The 13,212-nt window shown below is 67.4% G+C and carries 12 protein-coding genes; 9 read left to right on the plus strand and 3 right to left on the minus strand.

The genetic code is table 11. The features are described 5' to 3' along the window. Nucleotides 1–117: 117 nt before the first annotated feature. From sufC to RKE40_RS24190, 5 genes are all read left to right on the plus strand, one after another. Nucleotides 118–870 (plus strand): Fe-S cluster assembly ATPase SufC, encoded by a 753-nt coding sequence (gene sufC / locus RKE40_RS24170; RefSeq protein WP_316020753.1) that lies wholly within the window; start codon nucleotides 118–120, stop codon nucleotides 868–870. After that, complete coding sequence (gene sufD / locus RKE40_RS24175; protein ID WP_316020754.1) at nucleotides 870–2,219, plus strand: Fe-S cluster assembly protein SufD; 1,350 nt, start codon at nucleotides 870–872, stop codon at nucleotides 2,217–2,219. The genes sufC and sufD overlap by 1 nt, the downstream gene beginning before the upstream one ends. Further along, nucleotides 2,219–2,425, plus strand: a complete 207-nt coding sequence (locus tag RKE40_RS24180; protein WP_316020755.1) for a tautomerase family protein — start codon at nucleotides 2,219–2,221, stop codon at nucleotides 2,423–2,425. Before sufD ends, RKE40_RS24180 begins: the two co-directional genes overlap by 1 nt. Nucleotides 2,426–2,428: 3 nt before the next feature. After that, entirely contained in the window at nucleotides 2,429–3,667 is a 1,239-nt protein-coding gene (locus RKE40_RS24185; protein WP_316020756.1) for a cysteine desulfurase, read from the plus strand. A gap of 70 nt (nucleotides 3,668–3,737) precedes the next feature. Further along, nucleotides 3,738–4,076: an SUF system Fe-S cluster assembly protein gene (locus tag RKE40_RS24190; protein ID WP_316020763.1), complete on the plus strand. Its 339-nt coding sequence runs from the start codon at nucleotides 3,738–3,740 to the stop codon at nucleotides 4,074–4,076. A gap of 80 nt (nucleotides 4,077–4,156) precedes the next feature. Here the strand turns inward: RKE40_RS24190 and RKE40_RS24195 are convergent, their stop codons facing one another. The 3 genes from RKE40_RS24195 to RKE40_RS24205 are packed head-to-tail and all read right to left on the minus strand — an operon-like array spanning nucleotide 4,157 to nucleotide 7,717. Further along, nucleotides 4,157–5,935: an SUMF1/EgtB/PvdO family nonheme iron enzyme gene (locus RKE40_RS24195; RefSeq protein ID WP_316020757.1), complete on the minus strand. Its 1,779-nt coding sequence runs from the start codon at nucleotides 5,933–5,935 to the stop codon at nucleotides 4,157–4,159. 49 nt (nucleotides 5,936–5,984) lie between these two features. After that, on the minus strand, nucleotides 5,985–6,467 hold the full coding sequence (locus tag RKE40_RS24200; protein ID WP_316020758.1) for a DUF4399 domain-containing protein: 483 nt from the start codon (nucleotides 6,465–6,467) through the stop codon (nucleotides 5,985–5,987). Next, nucleotides 6,464–7,717: a DUF4399 domain-containing protein gene (locus RKE40_RS24205; RefSeq protein WP_316020759.1), complete on the minus strand. Its 1,254-nt coding sequence runs from the start codon at nucleotides 7,715–7,717 to the stop codon at nucleotides 6,464–6,466. The genes RKE40_RS24200 and RKE40_RS24205 overlap by 4 nt, the downstream gene beginning before the upstream one ends. Nucleotides 7,718–7,860: 143 nt before the next feature. Here RKE40_RS24205 and RKE40_RS24210 point away from each other — a divergent pair, with 143 nt between their 5' ends. The 4 genes from RKE40_RS24210 to RKE40_RS24225 form a co-directional block, all read left to right on the plus strand. Next, nucleotides 7,861–9,384, plus strand: coding sequence for a caspase family protein (locus RKE40_RS24210; protein WP_316020760.1), 1,524 nt, complete (start codon nucleotides 7,861–7,863; stop codon nucleotides 9,382–9,384). Nucleotides 9,385–9,568: 184 nt separating this feature from the next. Continuing rightward, nucleotides 9,569–10,660, plus strand: coding sequence for an OmpA family protein (locus tag RKE40_RS24215; RefSeq protein ID WP_316020761.1), 1,092 nt, complete (start codon nucleotides 9,569–9,571; stop codon nucleotides 10,658–10,660). Between the two features lie 43 nt (nucleotides 10,661–10,703). Further along, nucleotides 10,704–12,251, plus strand: coding sequence for a methyltransferase domain-containing protein (locus tag RKE40_RS24220; RefSeq protein WP_316020762.1), 1,548 nt, complete (start codon nucleotides 10,704–10,706; stop codon nucleotides 12,249–12,251). 109 nt (nucleotides 12,252–12,360) lie between these two features. Then, a partial coding sequence (locus RKE40_RS24225) for a transposase (protein ID WP_465248390.1) occupies nucleotides 12,361–13,212 on the plus strand: 852 nt, incomplete at its 3' end.

Genomic DNA, 13,212 nt, shown 5'->3' on the forward strand with positions numbered 1-13,212 from the left:
CGCGAGGCCGCCTGAGGCGTCGTCTCGCGGAATGCTGGGCTTGCTTCTGAAACGCATCCTTCGAGACGCGCGCTGCGCGCGTTCCTCGGGATGAGGGCTCAAGAAAGAACCAAACCAATGCTCGAAATTCGCAATCTGGTCGTCAAGATCGCCGACGAGGACAAGCAGATCCTCAACGGCCTCAACCTCACCGTGAACGCCGGCGAGGTCGCCGCGATCATGGGGCCGAATGGCTCCGGCAAGTCGACGCTGAGCTACGTCATCGCCGGCAAGGAGGACTATGAGGTCCTCGACGGCGAGATCCTGCTCGATGGCGAGAACCTGCTGGAGATGGAGGCCGATGCCCGCGCCGCTGCCGGCATCTTCCTCGCCTTCCAGTATCCGCTGGAGATTCCCGGTGTCGCCACCATGACCTTCCTCAAGGCGGCGATGAACGCGCAGCGCAAGGCGCGCGGCGAGGCCGAGCTCTTGACCCCCGACTTCATCAAGCAGGTCAACACTGCGGCCGATGGCCTTGGCATCGCTCGTGATATGCTCCGCCGGCCGCTCAATGTCGGCTTCTCCGGCGGCGAGAAGAAGCGGATGGAGATCCTGCAGATGGCGCTGCTCGCGCCGTCCATGTGCATCCTGGACGAGACCGATTCCGGCCTCGACATCGATGCACTGCGCATCGTCGCCGACGGCGTCAACGCGCTGCGTGCCAAGAATCGCGGCTTCCTGGTCATCACCCACTATCAGCGCCTGCTCGACCATATCGTGCCCGACACCGTGCACGTGATGTCGAACGGCAGGATCGTCCGGACCGGCGGCAAGGAACTGGCGCTCGAGCTCGAGAAGAGCGGCTATGCGTCCTATGGCGAGGCCGCGTAATGGCGATCATCACCCCGCTCAAGACCGCGGCCGAGCAGCAGCTCGCCGAGCAGTTCGCCAATGTGAAGGCGGAACTGCCGGGCGCTGGCGCCGTGCGCAAGCTGCGCGAGGACGCCTTCGCCGGCTTCGAGGCCAAGGGCTTGCCGCATCGCCGGCTCGAATCCTGGCGCTATACCGATCTGCGTTCGCTCGTGCGCGAGGCGATGCCCCTGGCGCGCCGCTCCGAGCGCCCGCAGGCGGTGGCTGACCGTCTCGCCATCCAGACCATTCCCGGGCCGCGCCTGGTCAGCATCGACGGCATCTTCAGCCCGGCCGATTCCGATCTGGACACCCTGCCGGAGGGCGTCACCGTCCGCAGCCTCGCCGAGGCGCTGACCGAGGCGCCGGAGGCGACGGCCGCCGCGCTCGCGCTGCCGGAAGTGGCTCGCGATGACAGCGCGCTGATGCTGAACGCCGCCTTCGCACGGGACGGAATCGTCATCGAGATCGCGCCCGGCGTGGAGCTTTCGCGGCCGATCCTGCTGCTTGGGATCGATTCCGGCGCGAAGGAGACTGCGCAGTTCTCCCGCGTGCTGGTCACGGTCGGTGCCGGGGCGAAGGCCACGGTCGTCGAGCAGTGCGAGAGCGTCGGCCCGGCCCCGAGCCAGGTCAACAGCGCGCTGTCCTTTGCTGTCGGCGACAACGCCGAGGTCGAGCATGTCCGCATCGTCACGCGCCAGCGGCCGGAGACGGTGCTGGTGAAGTCGCTGCTCGCGGAAGTCGGAGCGCATGCCAGCTTCGCCTCGGTCGCGCTCGCGACCTGCTGCGGCGTGCTGCGCCAGCAGAGCTTCGTGCGCTATGCCGGCGAGCACAGCCGGGCGGCGCTGCGCGGCATCAACCTGCTGCGCAAGCAGGAGCACTCCGACGTCACGCTGGTGATGGACCATGCGGCCGCCCATGGCGAAAGCCGCGAGCTGTTCAAGAACATCATCGAGGGCGAGGCCACCGGCGTCTTTCAGGGCAAGGTCATCGTTCGCCAGCATTCGCAGAAGACCGATGGCGGCATGAAGAGCAATGCGCTGCTGCTCAATGACGGCGCGACGATGTTCAACAAGCCCGAGCTCGAGATCTTCGCCGACGACGTGGTCTGCGGCCATGGCGCGACCGTCGCGCAGATGGATGGCGAGCAGCTCTTCTACCTGATGGCGCGCGGCCTGCCGCGGCCGCAGGCCGAGGCGCTGGTGCTGACCGCCTTCGCCGGCGAGGTCACCGAGTTCGTCGGCGACGAGGCGGTGCGCGAGATCGTCATGCGTGAGATCGACCGCTGGCTCTCGCAGCGCGAGGCGGCGCCGAAGCCGGAGGCTGTCTGATGCCCTACGTCAACCTGCAGATCACCAAGGGCGCGAGCCGCGAGCAGAAGGCCGAGATCGTCAAGGAGTTCACCCAGACTCTGGTGCGCGTGCTCGGCAAGAACCCGCAGAACACCCATATCGTGATCCAGGAGATCGAGCGCGAGGATTGGGGGCATGCCGGCATCCTCGTCGCCAACCGCACGCCCGAGCCCGGAAAGGGTTGAGCCATGAACGTGATCGCGAAGCCCTACGACGTCCAGGCCATCCGCAAGGATTTCGCGATCCTCTCGCGCGAGGTCTACGGCAAGCCGCTGGTCTATCTCGACAATGCCGCCTCGGCGCAGAAGCCCGAGGCGGTTATCGAGGCGATGACCAAGCTGATGCGCGAGGACTACGCCAACGTCCATCGCGGCCTGCATTATCTCGCCAATGCCTCGACCGAGGCCTATGAGGCGGCGCGCGAGAGCGCGCGGCGCTTCCTCAACGCCGCCCATCTCGAGGAGGTCATCTTCACGCGCTCCTCGACCGGGGCGCTGAACGCGGTCGCCTCGTCGCTCGGGCAGCATCTGAAGATCCAGGAAGGCGACGAGATCATCCTCTCGATCCTTGAGCACCACTCCAACATAGTGCCCTGGCATTACTGGCGCGAGCGCCACGGCGCGGTGATCAAATGGGCGCCGGTCGATGAGGACGGCAATTTCCTCGTCGAGGAATTCGAGAAGCTGATCTCGCCGCGCACCAAGGTCGTGGCGCTGACGCATATGTCGAACGCGATCGGCACCATCGTCCCGATCGCCGAGGTCGCGAAGATCTGCCAGAGCTACCGGATCCCGCTGGTCATCGATGGCAGCCAGGGCGCGGTCCATCTGCCGGTCGACGTGCAGGCGCTGGGCTGCGATTTCTACACCTTCACCGGCCACAAGAACTATGGGCCGACCGGCTCCGGCGTGCTCTGGGGCAAGCGCGAATGGCTCACGAAACTGCCTCCGTACGAGGGCGGCGGCGAGATGATCCTGACCGTCAGCGAGGATGCAATCACCTATAATGATCCGCCGCACCGCTTCGAGGCCGGCACGCCGGCGATCATCGAGGCTGTCGGCCTCGGTGCCGCGCTCGAGTACATGATGGCGCTCGGCCGCGAGAACATTGCGGCGCACGAGGCGCGCCTGCACGACTACGCCATGCAGCGGCTCGGCGAGATGAACTCGATCCGTATCTTCGGCAAGGCGAAGGAAAAGGGCGCGATCATCGCCTTCGAGATGAAGGGCGCGCATGCGCATGACGTCGCGACCGTGATCGACCGGGCCGGTGTCGCCGTCAGGGCCGGTACCCATTGCGCGATGCCGCTGCTGGCCCGATATGGGGTGACGTCGACCTGCCGTGCGTCGTTCGGCCTCTACAATACGCTGGAGGAAGTCGATAAGCTGGTCGAGGCCCTGCGCAAGGCGGAAGACCTCTTCTCCTGAACCGCCGATTGCCTGAACTGGAAGCGCCATGAGCGACACTGCCGAGCAAATCAAGCCGAACGCGCCCACGATGGGCGCCAGCACCGGCCTGCCGCCGGAGGAGATCGACCGGCTGACCGACGACATCGTCGCGGCGCTGAAGACGGTCTACGATCCCGAGATCCCGTCCGACATCTACGAGCTCGGCCTGATCTACCGGGTCGACATCTCCGACAATCGCGAGGTCACGATCGACATGACGCTGACCGCGCCCGGCTGCCCGGTCGCCGGCGAGATGCCGGGCTGGGTCGAGAACGCGGTGGGGGCCGTGCCGGGCGTCGCCGCGGTCACGGTCAACATGACCTTCGATCCGCCCTGGGACCAGTCCAGGATGTCGGACGAGGCGCGCGTCGCGCTCGACATGTGGTGAGCGGAAGCTCCGGCTGAGAAATTGGAAGGCCGCTGCTCCTGCAGCGGCCTTCTTCGTTTCCGGTCACGGCCCGGGGCGCGTCAGGGCTCGCGGACGACGCGGAAGCCGTTGGTGTAGAAGCGCACATCGCTTTCGTATTTGAAGCGCGCGGCCGAGCGCAGATAGCGCGGGTCGTTGTTGAAGGAGCCGCCACGCAGCACACGCTCGCGGCAGCCGGGCGGCGAATAGGCGCTGCCGTCGCGCGGCGAGGCTCGGTAGCTCTCGCTCCAGCAATCGGCGACCCATTCGGCGGCGTTTCCGGCCATGTCGTAGAGGCCGAAGGCGTTGGGCGGGAACTGGCCGACCTCGATCGCCTGGCGCCGCGGCTGCGCGTTGCAGCCGATGCAATTGGCCTTCTCCTTGTCGATCGCGTTCCCCCAGGGATAGCTGGTCGTCGTGCCGGCACGGGCGGCGTATTCCCACTCGGCCTCGGTCGGCAGGCGATACTTCCGCCCGGTCTTCAGCGAGAGCCAGACGACATAGGCGCCGGCATCGTTCCAGTGGATGTCGGTGACCGGCCGGTTGCCGCGGCCGAGGTTGCGGTCGCCAGGGCGATGGCTGCAGCCGCCCTGGGCGACGCAGGCGTCCCATTCGGCGAAGGTGACCTCGCGCGTGCCGATATAGAAGGGATTGCCGATCGTGACCGTGCGCACCGGCTTCTCGAATTCGAACATCTCGTTCGAGCCCATTTCGAAGCCGCCTGCGGGGATCAGCGCGAGCTCGGGGCAATCGTCGCAATCGCGGATGATCCTGGCGGGGCCCGGTGCAGCGCTCGGCCGTCCCTGCACTACGCTGGCAGTCTGCGGCGGTGAGATTGGGGCCGGGCGTCCCTGGCCGCGGTTCCTGAAGAACTCCTCCCGCGTCCGGGCGAGGCTGGCGAAGCGGCCATTGGGATAGGCGTCGAGATAGGCGCGGTATTCGGCCGGATTCTCGCTGTTGCGAATGGTCTCCCAGAAAGAGAGCTCATAGGGGCCGAGCTGGTCGGATTGCGGCCCCGGCGGTGGCGGCGCGGTGATGACGCCGCGTGTCGCCTGGGCGGCGACAGCCGGCCTTGTGGTCGGCATGACCACGAGGCCGGCTGCGGGCAGCGACGAGATCCAGATCTGCTGCTTTCGCCGGGCGACGGCATCGCGGCTGCGGGTGAGGGCGGCGGCCATGTCGAGCCCGGGCGTCCGTATCGCCTTCAACCATTCCTCGACCGCAGGGTTGGAGCGCCCGGCCGTCTCGGCGATGGTCCGTCCGGGAGCGGCTGGCGCCATCACCGCGATATTCTCGATCGGCTCGATCGGCGCGAGGCCCTTGAGGTTGCCACCGAGCGCCGCCTGCCAAGGGTTGTCGCGAGTAGCATCGAGCACGATCACCGCGCTCGCCGGCCTGCTGACGATCAGCGCATCGAGCAGGCGGTCGAAGTCGAGTGCGGCGCGGCCGAGGTCGCCCGGCGATCTGATCGCGGCATCGATCGGGACGAGGAAATTGCGGCCGCGGAACTGGACCGCATGGCCGGCATAGAAGACGACGACATGGGCACCGCGCGTCAGCTTGTCGCTGAACGCGCTCAGTGCCCTTTCCAACGCGGCACCGTCGGCATTCTCGACGTCGGTGACGTCGAAATCGCCGTGGCGCAGGATGTCGGCCGCGGCGCGGGCGTCTGTCACCGCGCTGGCGACCGCGGCGTCCTTGTAGCTGGCATTGCCTATCACCAGCGCCAGCCGGGCAGGGGACGCGCCGCCTTGGGCGCGTGCAGGCGTCGGCAGCCAGGCCGGAGCGAGGAGGGCGGCCAGAGCCAGAAGCAGGGTCGCGAGCCGGCGGTACCAGGACATTCGGTTCAGCTTTCCGACAGGCCGCCCGCGCCGTCACGGGCGTGAAGGTTCAGCGGACATAGACTGTGATCTTCTGAGACATTACCGGCGGCTGATGCGGTGTATGCAGGTGGTCGCCGAGCAGCAATTGCAGCGTATGGGTGCCTTTCGGCAGGGTCACGACGACCTCGGTTTGACCATTGCCGAGATGGATGTGGTTGTAGTCGGCCGGGATCGGCTGGTCGGTCGGTGGCGGCTCGACATCGATCAGCAGGTGGTGATGGCCGGTCAGCGGCTTGTCGATGCCGGCCGGCGCAATGCCCATCTCCTTCAGCCCCATCCGCACGGTGAAGCGCTCGGGAACGCGCAGCCCGTCGAGCGGATAGTGGAAATAGAGCAGGGCGCCGCGCGGCGATGGCTGTCGCTGCGCCGTCTGGGCCGCGGCGGGTGCAGCCGCAAGCAGCGGGCCGAGCAGGGCGAGCCCGACCAGGGCGGTCAGCCACCGCGTGCGGAAGGTGGCGGCCAGGCCGGCGCTGCGGACAGGCGTGCTCATCGACGCTGACTCCGCTTGCGGGGATTGCCGACGAAGACCTCGATCCGCTCCGACAGGATTGGTGGATCATGCGGCACGTGCTGATCGTCGCCGAGGATGAGCTGAAGCGTGTGCTTGCCGGGGGGAAGGGTGATCTTGCGTTCGGTCTGGCCGTTGCCGAAATGCAGGTGGTTGAGGTCGCTGGGAATGGCGACGTCGAGTGGCGGCGTCGGCACGTCGATCAGAAGATGGTGATGGCCGGTATTGGGTTTGATGACCCCGGCCGGCGCGACGCCCATATTGCGCAGCCCGAAGCGGATCGTCGAGGTCGCGTAGATCGTCGTGCCATTACGCGGATAGACGAAATAGACCACGGCATCGTTCGGCGCGGGCGTGCGCCCGGGCTTGCCCCCCGCGCCCTGGGGCACGGCCGGGGCCTGCGTTGCGGAGGCCGCCTCGACCCGCACCTTGATCTTCTGTGACATCACCGGCGGATCGTGCGGGACATGCTCGTGGTCGGCGAACAGCAGCTGCAGCGTGTGCTCGCCCGGCGGCAGCGTCAGCTCGGTTTCCGTCTGGCCGCGCCCGAAATGCAGATGGTTGAAATCGCTGGGTATCTCGCGGTCGAGCGGCGGCAATTCGGTATCGACCAGCAAATGGTGGTGGCCGGCATTGTCCTGCCTGGTGCCGGCCGGGACGATCGCGATGTTCGCGGTGCCGAAGCGGATGACGGAGCGGGGAGGGATCGTCGCGCCGTCCTGCAGGCCGACGAAGAAGACGCTGGCGTTGGGTGCGGCCGCGGTGCGCGGCTTCTCCTCGGGCGCGGCCTCGACCTCGATGGTGATCTTCTCCGACATCACCGGTGGGTCGTGGGGCACGTGATCGTGATCGGCGAAGAGCAGCTGCAGGGTGTGGCGCCCCGGCGAGAGCAGGATCTCCGCCTCGGTCTGGCCGCCGCCGAAGTGCAGGTGGTTGAAATCGCTCGGGATCGGCTGGCCGAGTGGCGGCAGATCGGTGTCGATCAAGAGGTGATGGTGGCCGGCATTGCGACGTTGCGTTCCGGCCGGAGCGATCTCCATCCCGGTGACGGCGAAACGCACCAGCACCTTGCCGGGAACCCTTGCATTGTCCCTGAGATCGACGAAGGAAACCTTGGCGTTCGCCGGGGCCGGTTGACGCTGTCTCGACCGCTCCTGTGCGTCGCCGCTTCCCGCCAGCAAGGCGAAAGCCGCTGAAACACCGACAACAAGCTTCAGCCGGATACCTCGCATCGGCGCTCTTCCTGAGGGCGCGGCCTGGACGACAGAAGCTAACAGGCCCCTATCGCAGGAGCAAGCAAAGCGCCTGTGGCAATAATGGATAGGTCTGGATTTCGCCGGGGTCTTTCTTTAGGTTGACGCGGGGAATGCGTGCCATGAACGCTGCGCTCAAGCTCTGTGCACTGGCGGCTCTTCTTGCTCAGTTGCTGGCCTTGCCGGCGCTGGCGCAGGACCGGCGCGTTGCGCTGGTCATCGGCAACTCCGCCTACAAGAACGCGCCGGCCCTGCCGAACACCGTCAACGATGCGCGCGATACCGCTGAGGCCCTGCGCAAGGTCGGTTTTGAGGTGGTCGACGGTGTCGATCTCGACAAGCGCGGCATGGACACCGCGCTCTTTCGTTTCGCGAGGCTGGCCCGGGACGCCGACGCGGTGATGTTCTACTATGCCGGCCACGGCTTCCAGTTCAACGGCGAGAACTTCCTGGTGCCGGTCGAGGCCCGGATCGATGACGAGGTCTCGGTCCAGTACGAGACGCTGAAGCTCAGCGAAGTGATCACGGCGCTCGGCTTCGCCAAGGGCGTCAAGATCATGGTGCTCGACGCCTGCCGCAACAACCCGTTCGTCGCGCAGCTCTCGAAGAACCAGGCGACGCGCAGCTTCTCCGTCGGCACCGGTCTTGCGCCGATCGCGCGGGCGCAGGGCATGGTGACGGCCTATGCGACGCAGGCCAATGATGTCGCTGCCGATGGCTCAGGCCGCAACAGTCCGTTCACGGCTGCGTTGGTGCAGGAGATGAGGCAGCCCGGGCTCGAGATCGCGACGATGTTCCGCAGGGTGCAGAAGGCGGTCTACGACGCGACCGGCGGCAAGCAGACGCCGGAACTGTCGCTGTCGCTGCTCGGCGATTTCTACCTGAACCGCGAGGAGACCGACGCCGATATCTGGCGGCGCCTGCGCAGCAGCGATGATGTGGCGGAGATCAAGGCCTTCATCCAGCGCTTTCCCGCCAGCTTCTTCGCCGTCGACGCCAGGACAAGGCTGGACCTGCTCGAACGCCGCAGCGTTTCGGCGAGCGAGCGAGAAAAGCTCGAGAACGAATTCGCGGCACGCGAGAGGGCCCTGCTGGAACGGCTCCGGCAGGCGGAGAAGAGCCGGCAGCAGGCCGCGAGCGATCTCGCCGACCGAGATGCCGGAAAGACCGATGCGAAGGGCGCGGCGCCGCTGCCTGTCGAAGCACCCAGGCAGGCTCCGGTCGCGCTCGCGCCCGCGGTGAAGCCGTCTGACGCTGGCGAGCGCGAGCGGCTCGCAAGGGAACTCGCCCAGCGCGAGCAGGAGCTCACGGCTCTGGAGGCCGAGAAGGTCAAGCTGTCCCAGGAACGCCTGGAGCGCGAGAGGGCTGTCGCGGCGATGATCAACTCCGGCGGCGTCGTCAAGGAATTGACCGCGCCGGAGAAGCCTCTCCTGCCAAGCGTCCGACCGCCCCGTCAGGAACCGCAGCCGCAGGAGCGTACGGTCGTCGACCGCAGGTCCAGCGAAACGCTTGGCGGCAGCGACGCTTCTGCCCCCGCGCGAGGCAGCAAGAACCGCCGGCCCGGGGGAGCGCGCGACTGCACCGAGGAGCTGATGCGAGCCCAGCTCGGCGATGGTGGCGGGAGTTCACTGCAGGGTTGCCGCTGAGCAGGGTTTGTGACGACCGATGGGAGAGCGAACGATGGACTCGTCTCGGACCATGTCTTCGGCAAGTGGCCGTGCACGCCGACGTTCCCTGACCTATTGCGTCCTTGTTGCCATGCTCGCCGGCCCCGCGGCGGCGTTCGCTCAGGCGCCCGCACCCGCCGGGACGCCACCGGCCGCTGCACCTGTGCCGACGCCCATCCCGTTCCCGGAAGCCCTGCAGCGTGCGGCTGCTGACCTGTTCTCCAAGGCCGATCTGGCCGGCGACGGGATCGCGCTGGTGATCGACCCGCTGATCGATGGGATCTCCGGAGCGCAGTCGACCTCGACCCGCTCGATGCAGCAGAGTCTCGCCGAGATCGTCTCGAAATCCTATCCGCGCTTCCAGCTGCAGCCCTTCACGACCGAGACTCTGGCCCGCGAGCCGGTCGTGCTGGTCGGCACCTTCACGGCGGTCAACAACGCCGGCGACGCGAAGGGGGTGCGTGACGCCTACCGGATCTGCCTGACGCTCGCCGACCTGAAATCGAAGCGTGTCGTCTCGAAGGGCGTCGCCCGGGCGCGGACCGAGGGCGTCGACGTGACGCCGACGACCTATTATCGCGATGCGCCGATGTGGACGAAGGACCCGGCGACCGAGGCCTATATCAAGGTCTGCCAGGGGACGAGGCTCGGCGAGCCGATTGACCCCGTCTATCTCGAGCGGCTGAACGCTGCGGCGCTGATCAATGACGGCATCCTCGAATACGAGGCCCGGCGCTATCGCGAGGCGCTGGCCTTCTATCGCACGGCGCGGAGCCTGCCGGGCGGCGATCAGCATCGCGTGCGGGTCGGCGCCTATCTCGCCGCGAGCAAGCTCGGCCGCAACGAAGATGCCGTCGATGCATTCGGCGATCTCGTCGACGGGGGCCTCGCCAGCAATCAGCTCATGGTCAAGTTGCTGTTCCAGCCAGGAACCACGCAATTCATCGCCAATCCGCAGATTACCGAGCCCTATCCGATGTGGCTCAGCCAGATCGCTACGCGCGCCAGGCAGAAGGGCGCCTGCATCGAGATCGTCGGGCACACCTCGCGCACCGGCACGCAGAACCTCAACGAGCGGCTTTCGGTGCTGCGCGCGCAATATGTGATGGAGCTGCTCCAGGCTGGTGCACCGGACAGCCGCAGCCGCATGATCGCGACCGGCAAGGGCTTCAATGAGAACCTGATCGGAACCGGCAAGGACGACGCCAGCGACGCGCTCGACCGCCGGGTGGAGTTCAAGGTTATCGGCTGCTGAGCCACGCGACGCAGGAGGCTGGCGTGACGAACGGGTTGTCTGCATGAGCGAGACCAGGACCAACCCCTACGACGCCGTCGCCTATCCCGGCCATGCCTTCTCCCAGACCCATCCCGGCCATCTGGCGACGATCGCGCATTTCCACGGCATGCAACCGGCGCCGACGGCGGCGATGCGGGTACTGGAACTCGGCTGCGGCAGCGGCGGCAATCTGATCCCGATGGCGCTGCAATCGCCCGGTGCCAGCTTCGTCGGCATTGACCTCAGCGCCAGCGCGATCGCCCGGGCCAAGGCCGAGGCCGAGGAGCTCGGTCTCGACAACATCGCTTTCCAGCATCTCGACATCATGGCGGCGGATGCCGGCCTTGGAACGTTCGACTACATTCTGGTGCACGGCGTCTATTCCTGGGTGCCGCCCTTCGTGCGCGAGCGCATCCTGGCGCTGTTCGGCGAATTGCTGCGGCCTCAGGGGATCGCCTATGTCAGCTACAACGCCCTGCCGGGTTGCCGGCTGCGCGATCTCGCCCGCGACATCATGTTGTACGAGACGCGAGACACCGAGGAGCCGCTGGAGCGGGTCAGGGTCGCGCGAGCCGCGATCAAGCGCTTCGCCGAGGCGACCGATCCCGGCTCGTTCTACGGAGCGGCGCTGCGCGAGCGCCTGCAGCAGATCGACGAGATCCCGGACAATGTCCTCTACCATGACGATCTCAATCCCGGGGCGCGGGCGTTCGCGCTGCACGAGGTGCTGGACGCCGCAGCACCGCACGGCCTGCAATTCCTCGCCGAGGCCTCGTTCCCGAATAATTTCGGCGGGGCGCAAGGGCCGGCCCAGCAGATCCTGAATGCGATCCCGGTCGACGAGCCGCTGCGCCAGGAGCAGTCGCTCGACCTTCTGATCGGACGCTGCTTTCGCCAGACGCTGCTGTGCCGCTCGGATGTCGTGCTTCACCGCGGCTTCTCGCGCTTTACGCTCGCCCCCTATCATCTGGCCGCGAATGTTCGCGAGGCCGAGGAAAAGGATGACAGGCCCGGTGTCGGCGGGTTCCTGTTCGGCAGCGACGTCCGGCTTGCCGTCGACCTCGATAGCGCCAAGGCGGCCTTGCGAGCGCTCGGCCGGGCCTGGCCCGGCAGCATCGGCCATGCCGAGCTTGTTGCGATTGCCCTGCGCGAAGCCAACGATAGCCTCAGCCCTGATATCGAGCGCGAGACCAGCCGGCTCAACGAGGCGCTGACGGCGATCTACCGGGCCGGCCTGCTGGAGATCAGCCTAGAGCCGCACCGGCTCACCACGGCCGTCAGCGAGCGGCCGGTGGCGAGCCTGCTGGCGCGACGGCAGGCGCTGACCGGCAATGAGGTCACCGATCTGCGCCACCGCGCCGTGGCGCTGGACGGCGTCGTGGTGCGCAAATTCGTCAGCCTGCTCGACGGCACGCGCACGGCGCCGATGCTGCTGGCCGAGATCAACGACTTCCTGGCCGAGGCGCATGCCTCGGGAGGCGACAGCGCGCGCTTGCCGCAGCGCGCGACCGCGGACGAGGTCGAAATGCATCTGCACGACGTCGCGCGGCTCGGCCTGCTGGCGAGCTGACATTGTCGCAGGTCCGTTGCACGCGTATCCTTCAGCGTTGCCCGAGCAGAAGGCGGCCGTGGAGCTGCGTGATCGCGGGCACGGCCGATATCGCCGGCGGTAGCGAGGCATGAGCCAGCGCTTCAAGCAGTTTCAGGCCGCTTTCCGGGAAGATGCCTGCCTCGAGGCGATGATGCAGGCGAGCCGGGGTGGCATCAGTCTGGCCTGCCCGGCTTGCGGCCGGGTTTCGGCCTTCGTGCCGCGGGTCAAGTTGCGCGCCTATGCCTGTGAGCACTGCAATTTCATGGTCTCGCCTTGCACCGGGACGCCGCTGGAGAGCCGCCGGACCTCGCTGCAGCTCTGGTTCTTCGCGGTCAGGGTACTGGCCGAGCGAGGGCCCAAGGCAGCGGCGTCGACGCTGGAGCGCGAGGCGGGAATCTCGATCGAGCACGCCCGGCGGATGATTGGAGAACTCGAAGCCGCCGCCAAGGACGGGCGCGGCTGGTTCACGGCCGCCCGCAAGGCGGTCACGGGCGATGTTGCTCCGGTCCCGGCACCGGGCGCTGCCGGTCCGGGGCGTGGCGCCCCGGCGGCGGCAGGGATGAGGGCGTCGCCGGTGGACGGCGGAGGCCGCGCCCGGCTGCTGGTGTTGGCGGGCGCTGGTGCCGTCATCGTGGCGGTGATGGCGGGCATGGCGGTGGCGACGCTGACGCCTGCTCCGGAACCGGTCCCGGATCCCGATTTCACGCCGGCTGAAACGGTCGACGCGCCGTCGCTGCAGGCGCCGATGCGGCCTTCGCTGATCCTGTCCTCGGTCGAGGGCGATCTTGAAGCGGCGCGGCAGGCGACGCAATTCGCGCTCAGCAACGATCCTTCGTTGGCGGCGCTGACCGAACAGTCGGCGGACGACGCCTCCGGGGCATCGCCGCAGACGCCGGCCCTGCCGCTGCCGGTGCTGCCGCCTTCGAACATCCTGCTGGTG

The sequence above is a fragment of the Allobosea rubneri genome (genome assembly GCF_032464875.1).
Classification (GTDB): Bacteria; Pseudomonadota; Alphaproteobacteria; order Rhizobiales; family Beijerinckiaceae; genus Allobosea; species Allobosea rubneri.

What these genes read in the sequence shown, in the direction of transcription:
- sufC (WP_316020753.1), top strand. Translation starts at nt 118, where the DNA reads ATGCTCGAAATTCGCAATCTGGTCGTCAAGATCGCCGACGAGGACAAG.
- sufD (WP_316020754.1), top strand. Translation starts at nt 870, where the DNA reads ATGGCGATCATCACCCCGCTCAAGACCGCGGCCGAGCAGCAGCTCGCC.
- RKE40_RS24180 (WP_316020755.1), top strand. Translation starts at nt 2,219, where the DNA reads ATGCCCTACGTCAACCTGCAGATCACCAAGGGCGCGAGCCGCGAGCAG.
- RKE40_RS24185 (WP_316020756.1), top strand. Translation starts at nt 2,429, where the DNA reads ATGAACGTGATCGCGAAGCCCTACGACGTCCAGGCCATCCGCAAGGAT.
- RKE40_RS24190 (WP_316020763.1), top strand. Translation starts at nt 3,738, where the DNA reads ATGGGCGCCAGCACCGGCCTGCCGCCGGAGGAGATCGACCGGCTGACC.
- RKE40_RS24195 (WP_316020757.1), bottom strand. Translation starts at nt 5,935, where the DNA reads ATGTCCTGGTACCGCCGGCTCGCGACCCTGCTTCTGGCTCTGGCCGCC.
- RKE40_RS24200 (WP_316020758.1), bottom strand. Translation starts at nt 6,467, where the DNA reads ATGAGCACGCCTGTCCGCAGCGCCGGCCTGGCCGCCACCTTCCGCACG.
- RKE40_RS24205 (WP_316020759.1), bottom strand. Translation starts at nt 7,717, where the DNA reads ATGCGAGGTATCCGGCTGAAGCTTGTTGTCGGTGTTTCAGCGGCTTTC.
- RKE40_RS24210 (WP_316020760.1), top strand. Translation starts at nt 7,861, where the DNA reads ATGAACGCTGCGCTCAAGCTCTGTGCACTGGCGGCTCTTCTTGCTCAG.
- RKE40_RS24220 (WP_316020762.1), top strand. Translation starts at nt 10,704, where the DNA reads ATGAGCGAGACCAGGACCAACCCCTACGACGCCGTCGCCTATCCCGGC.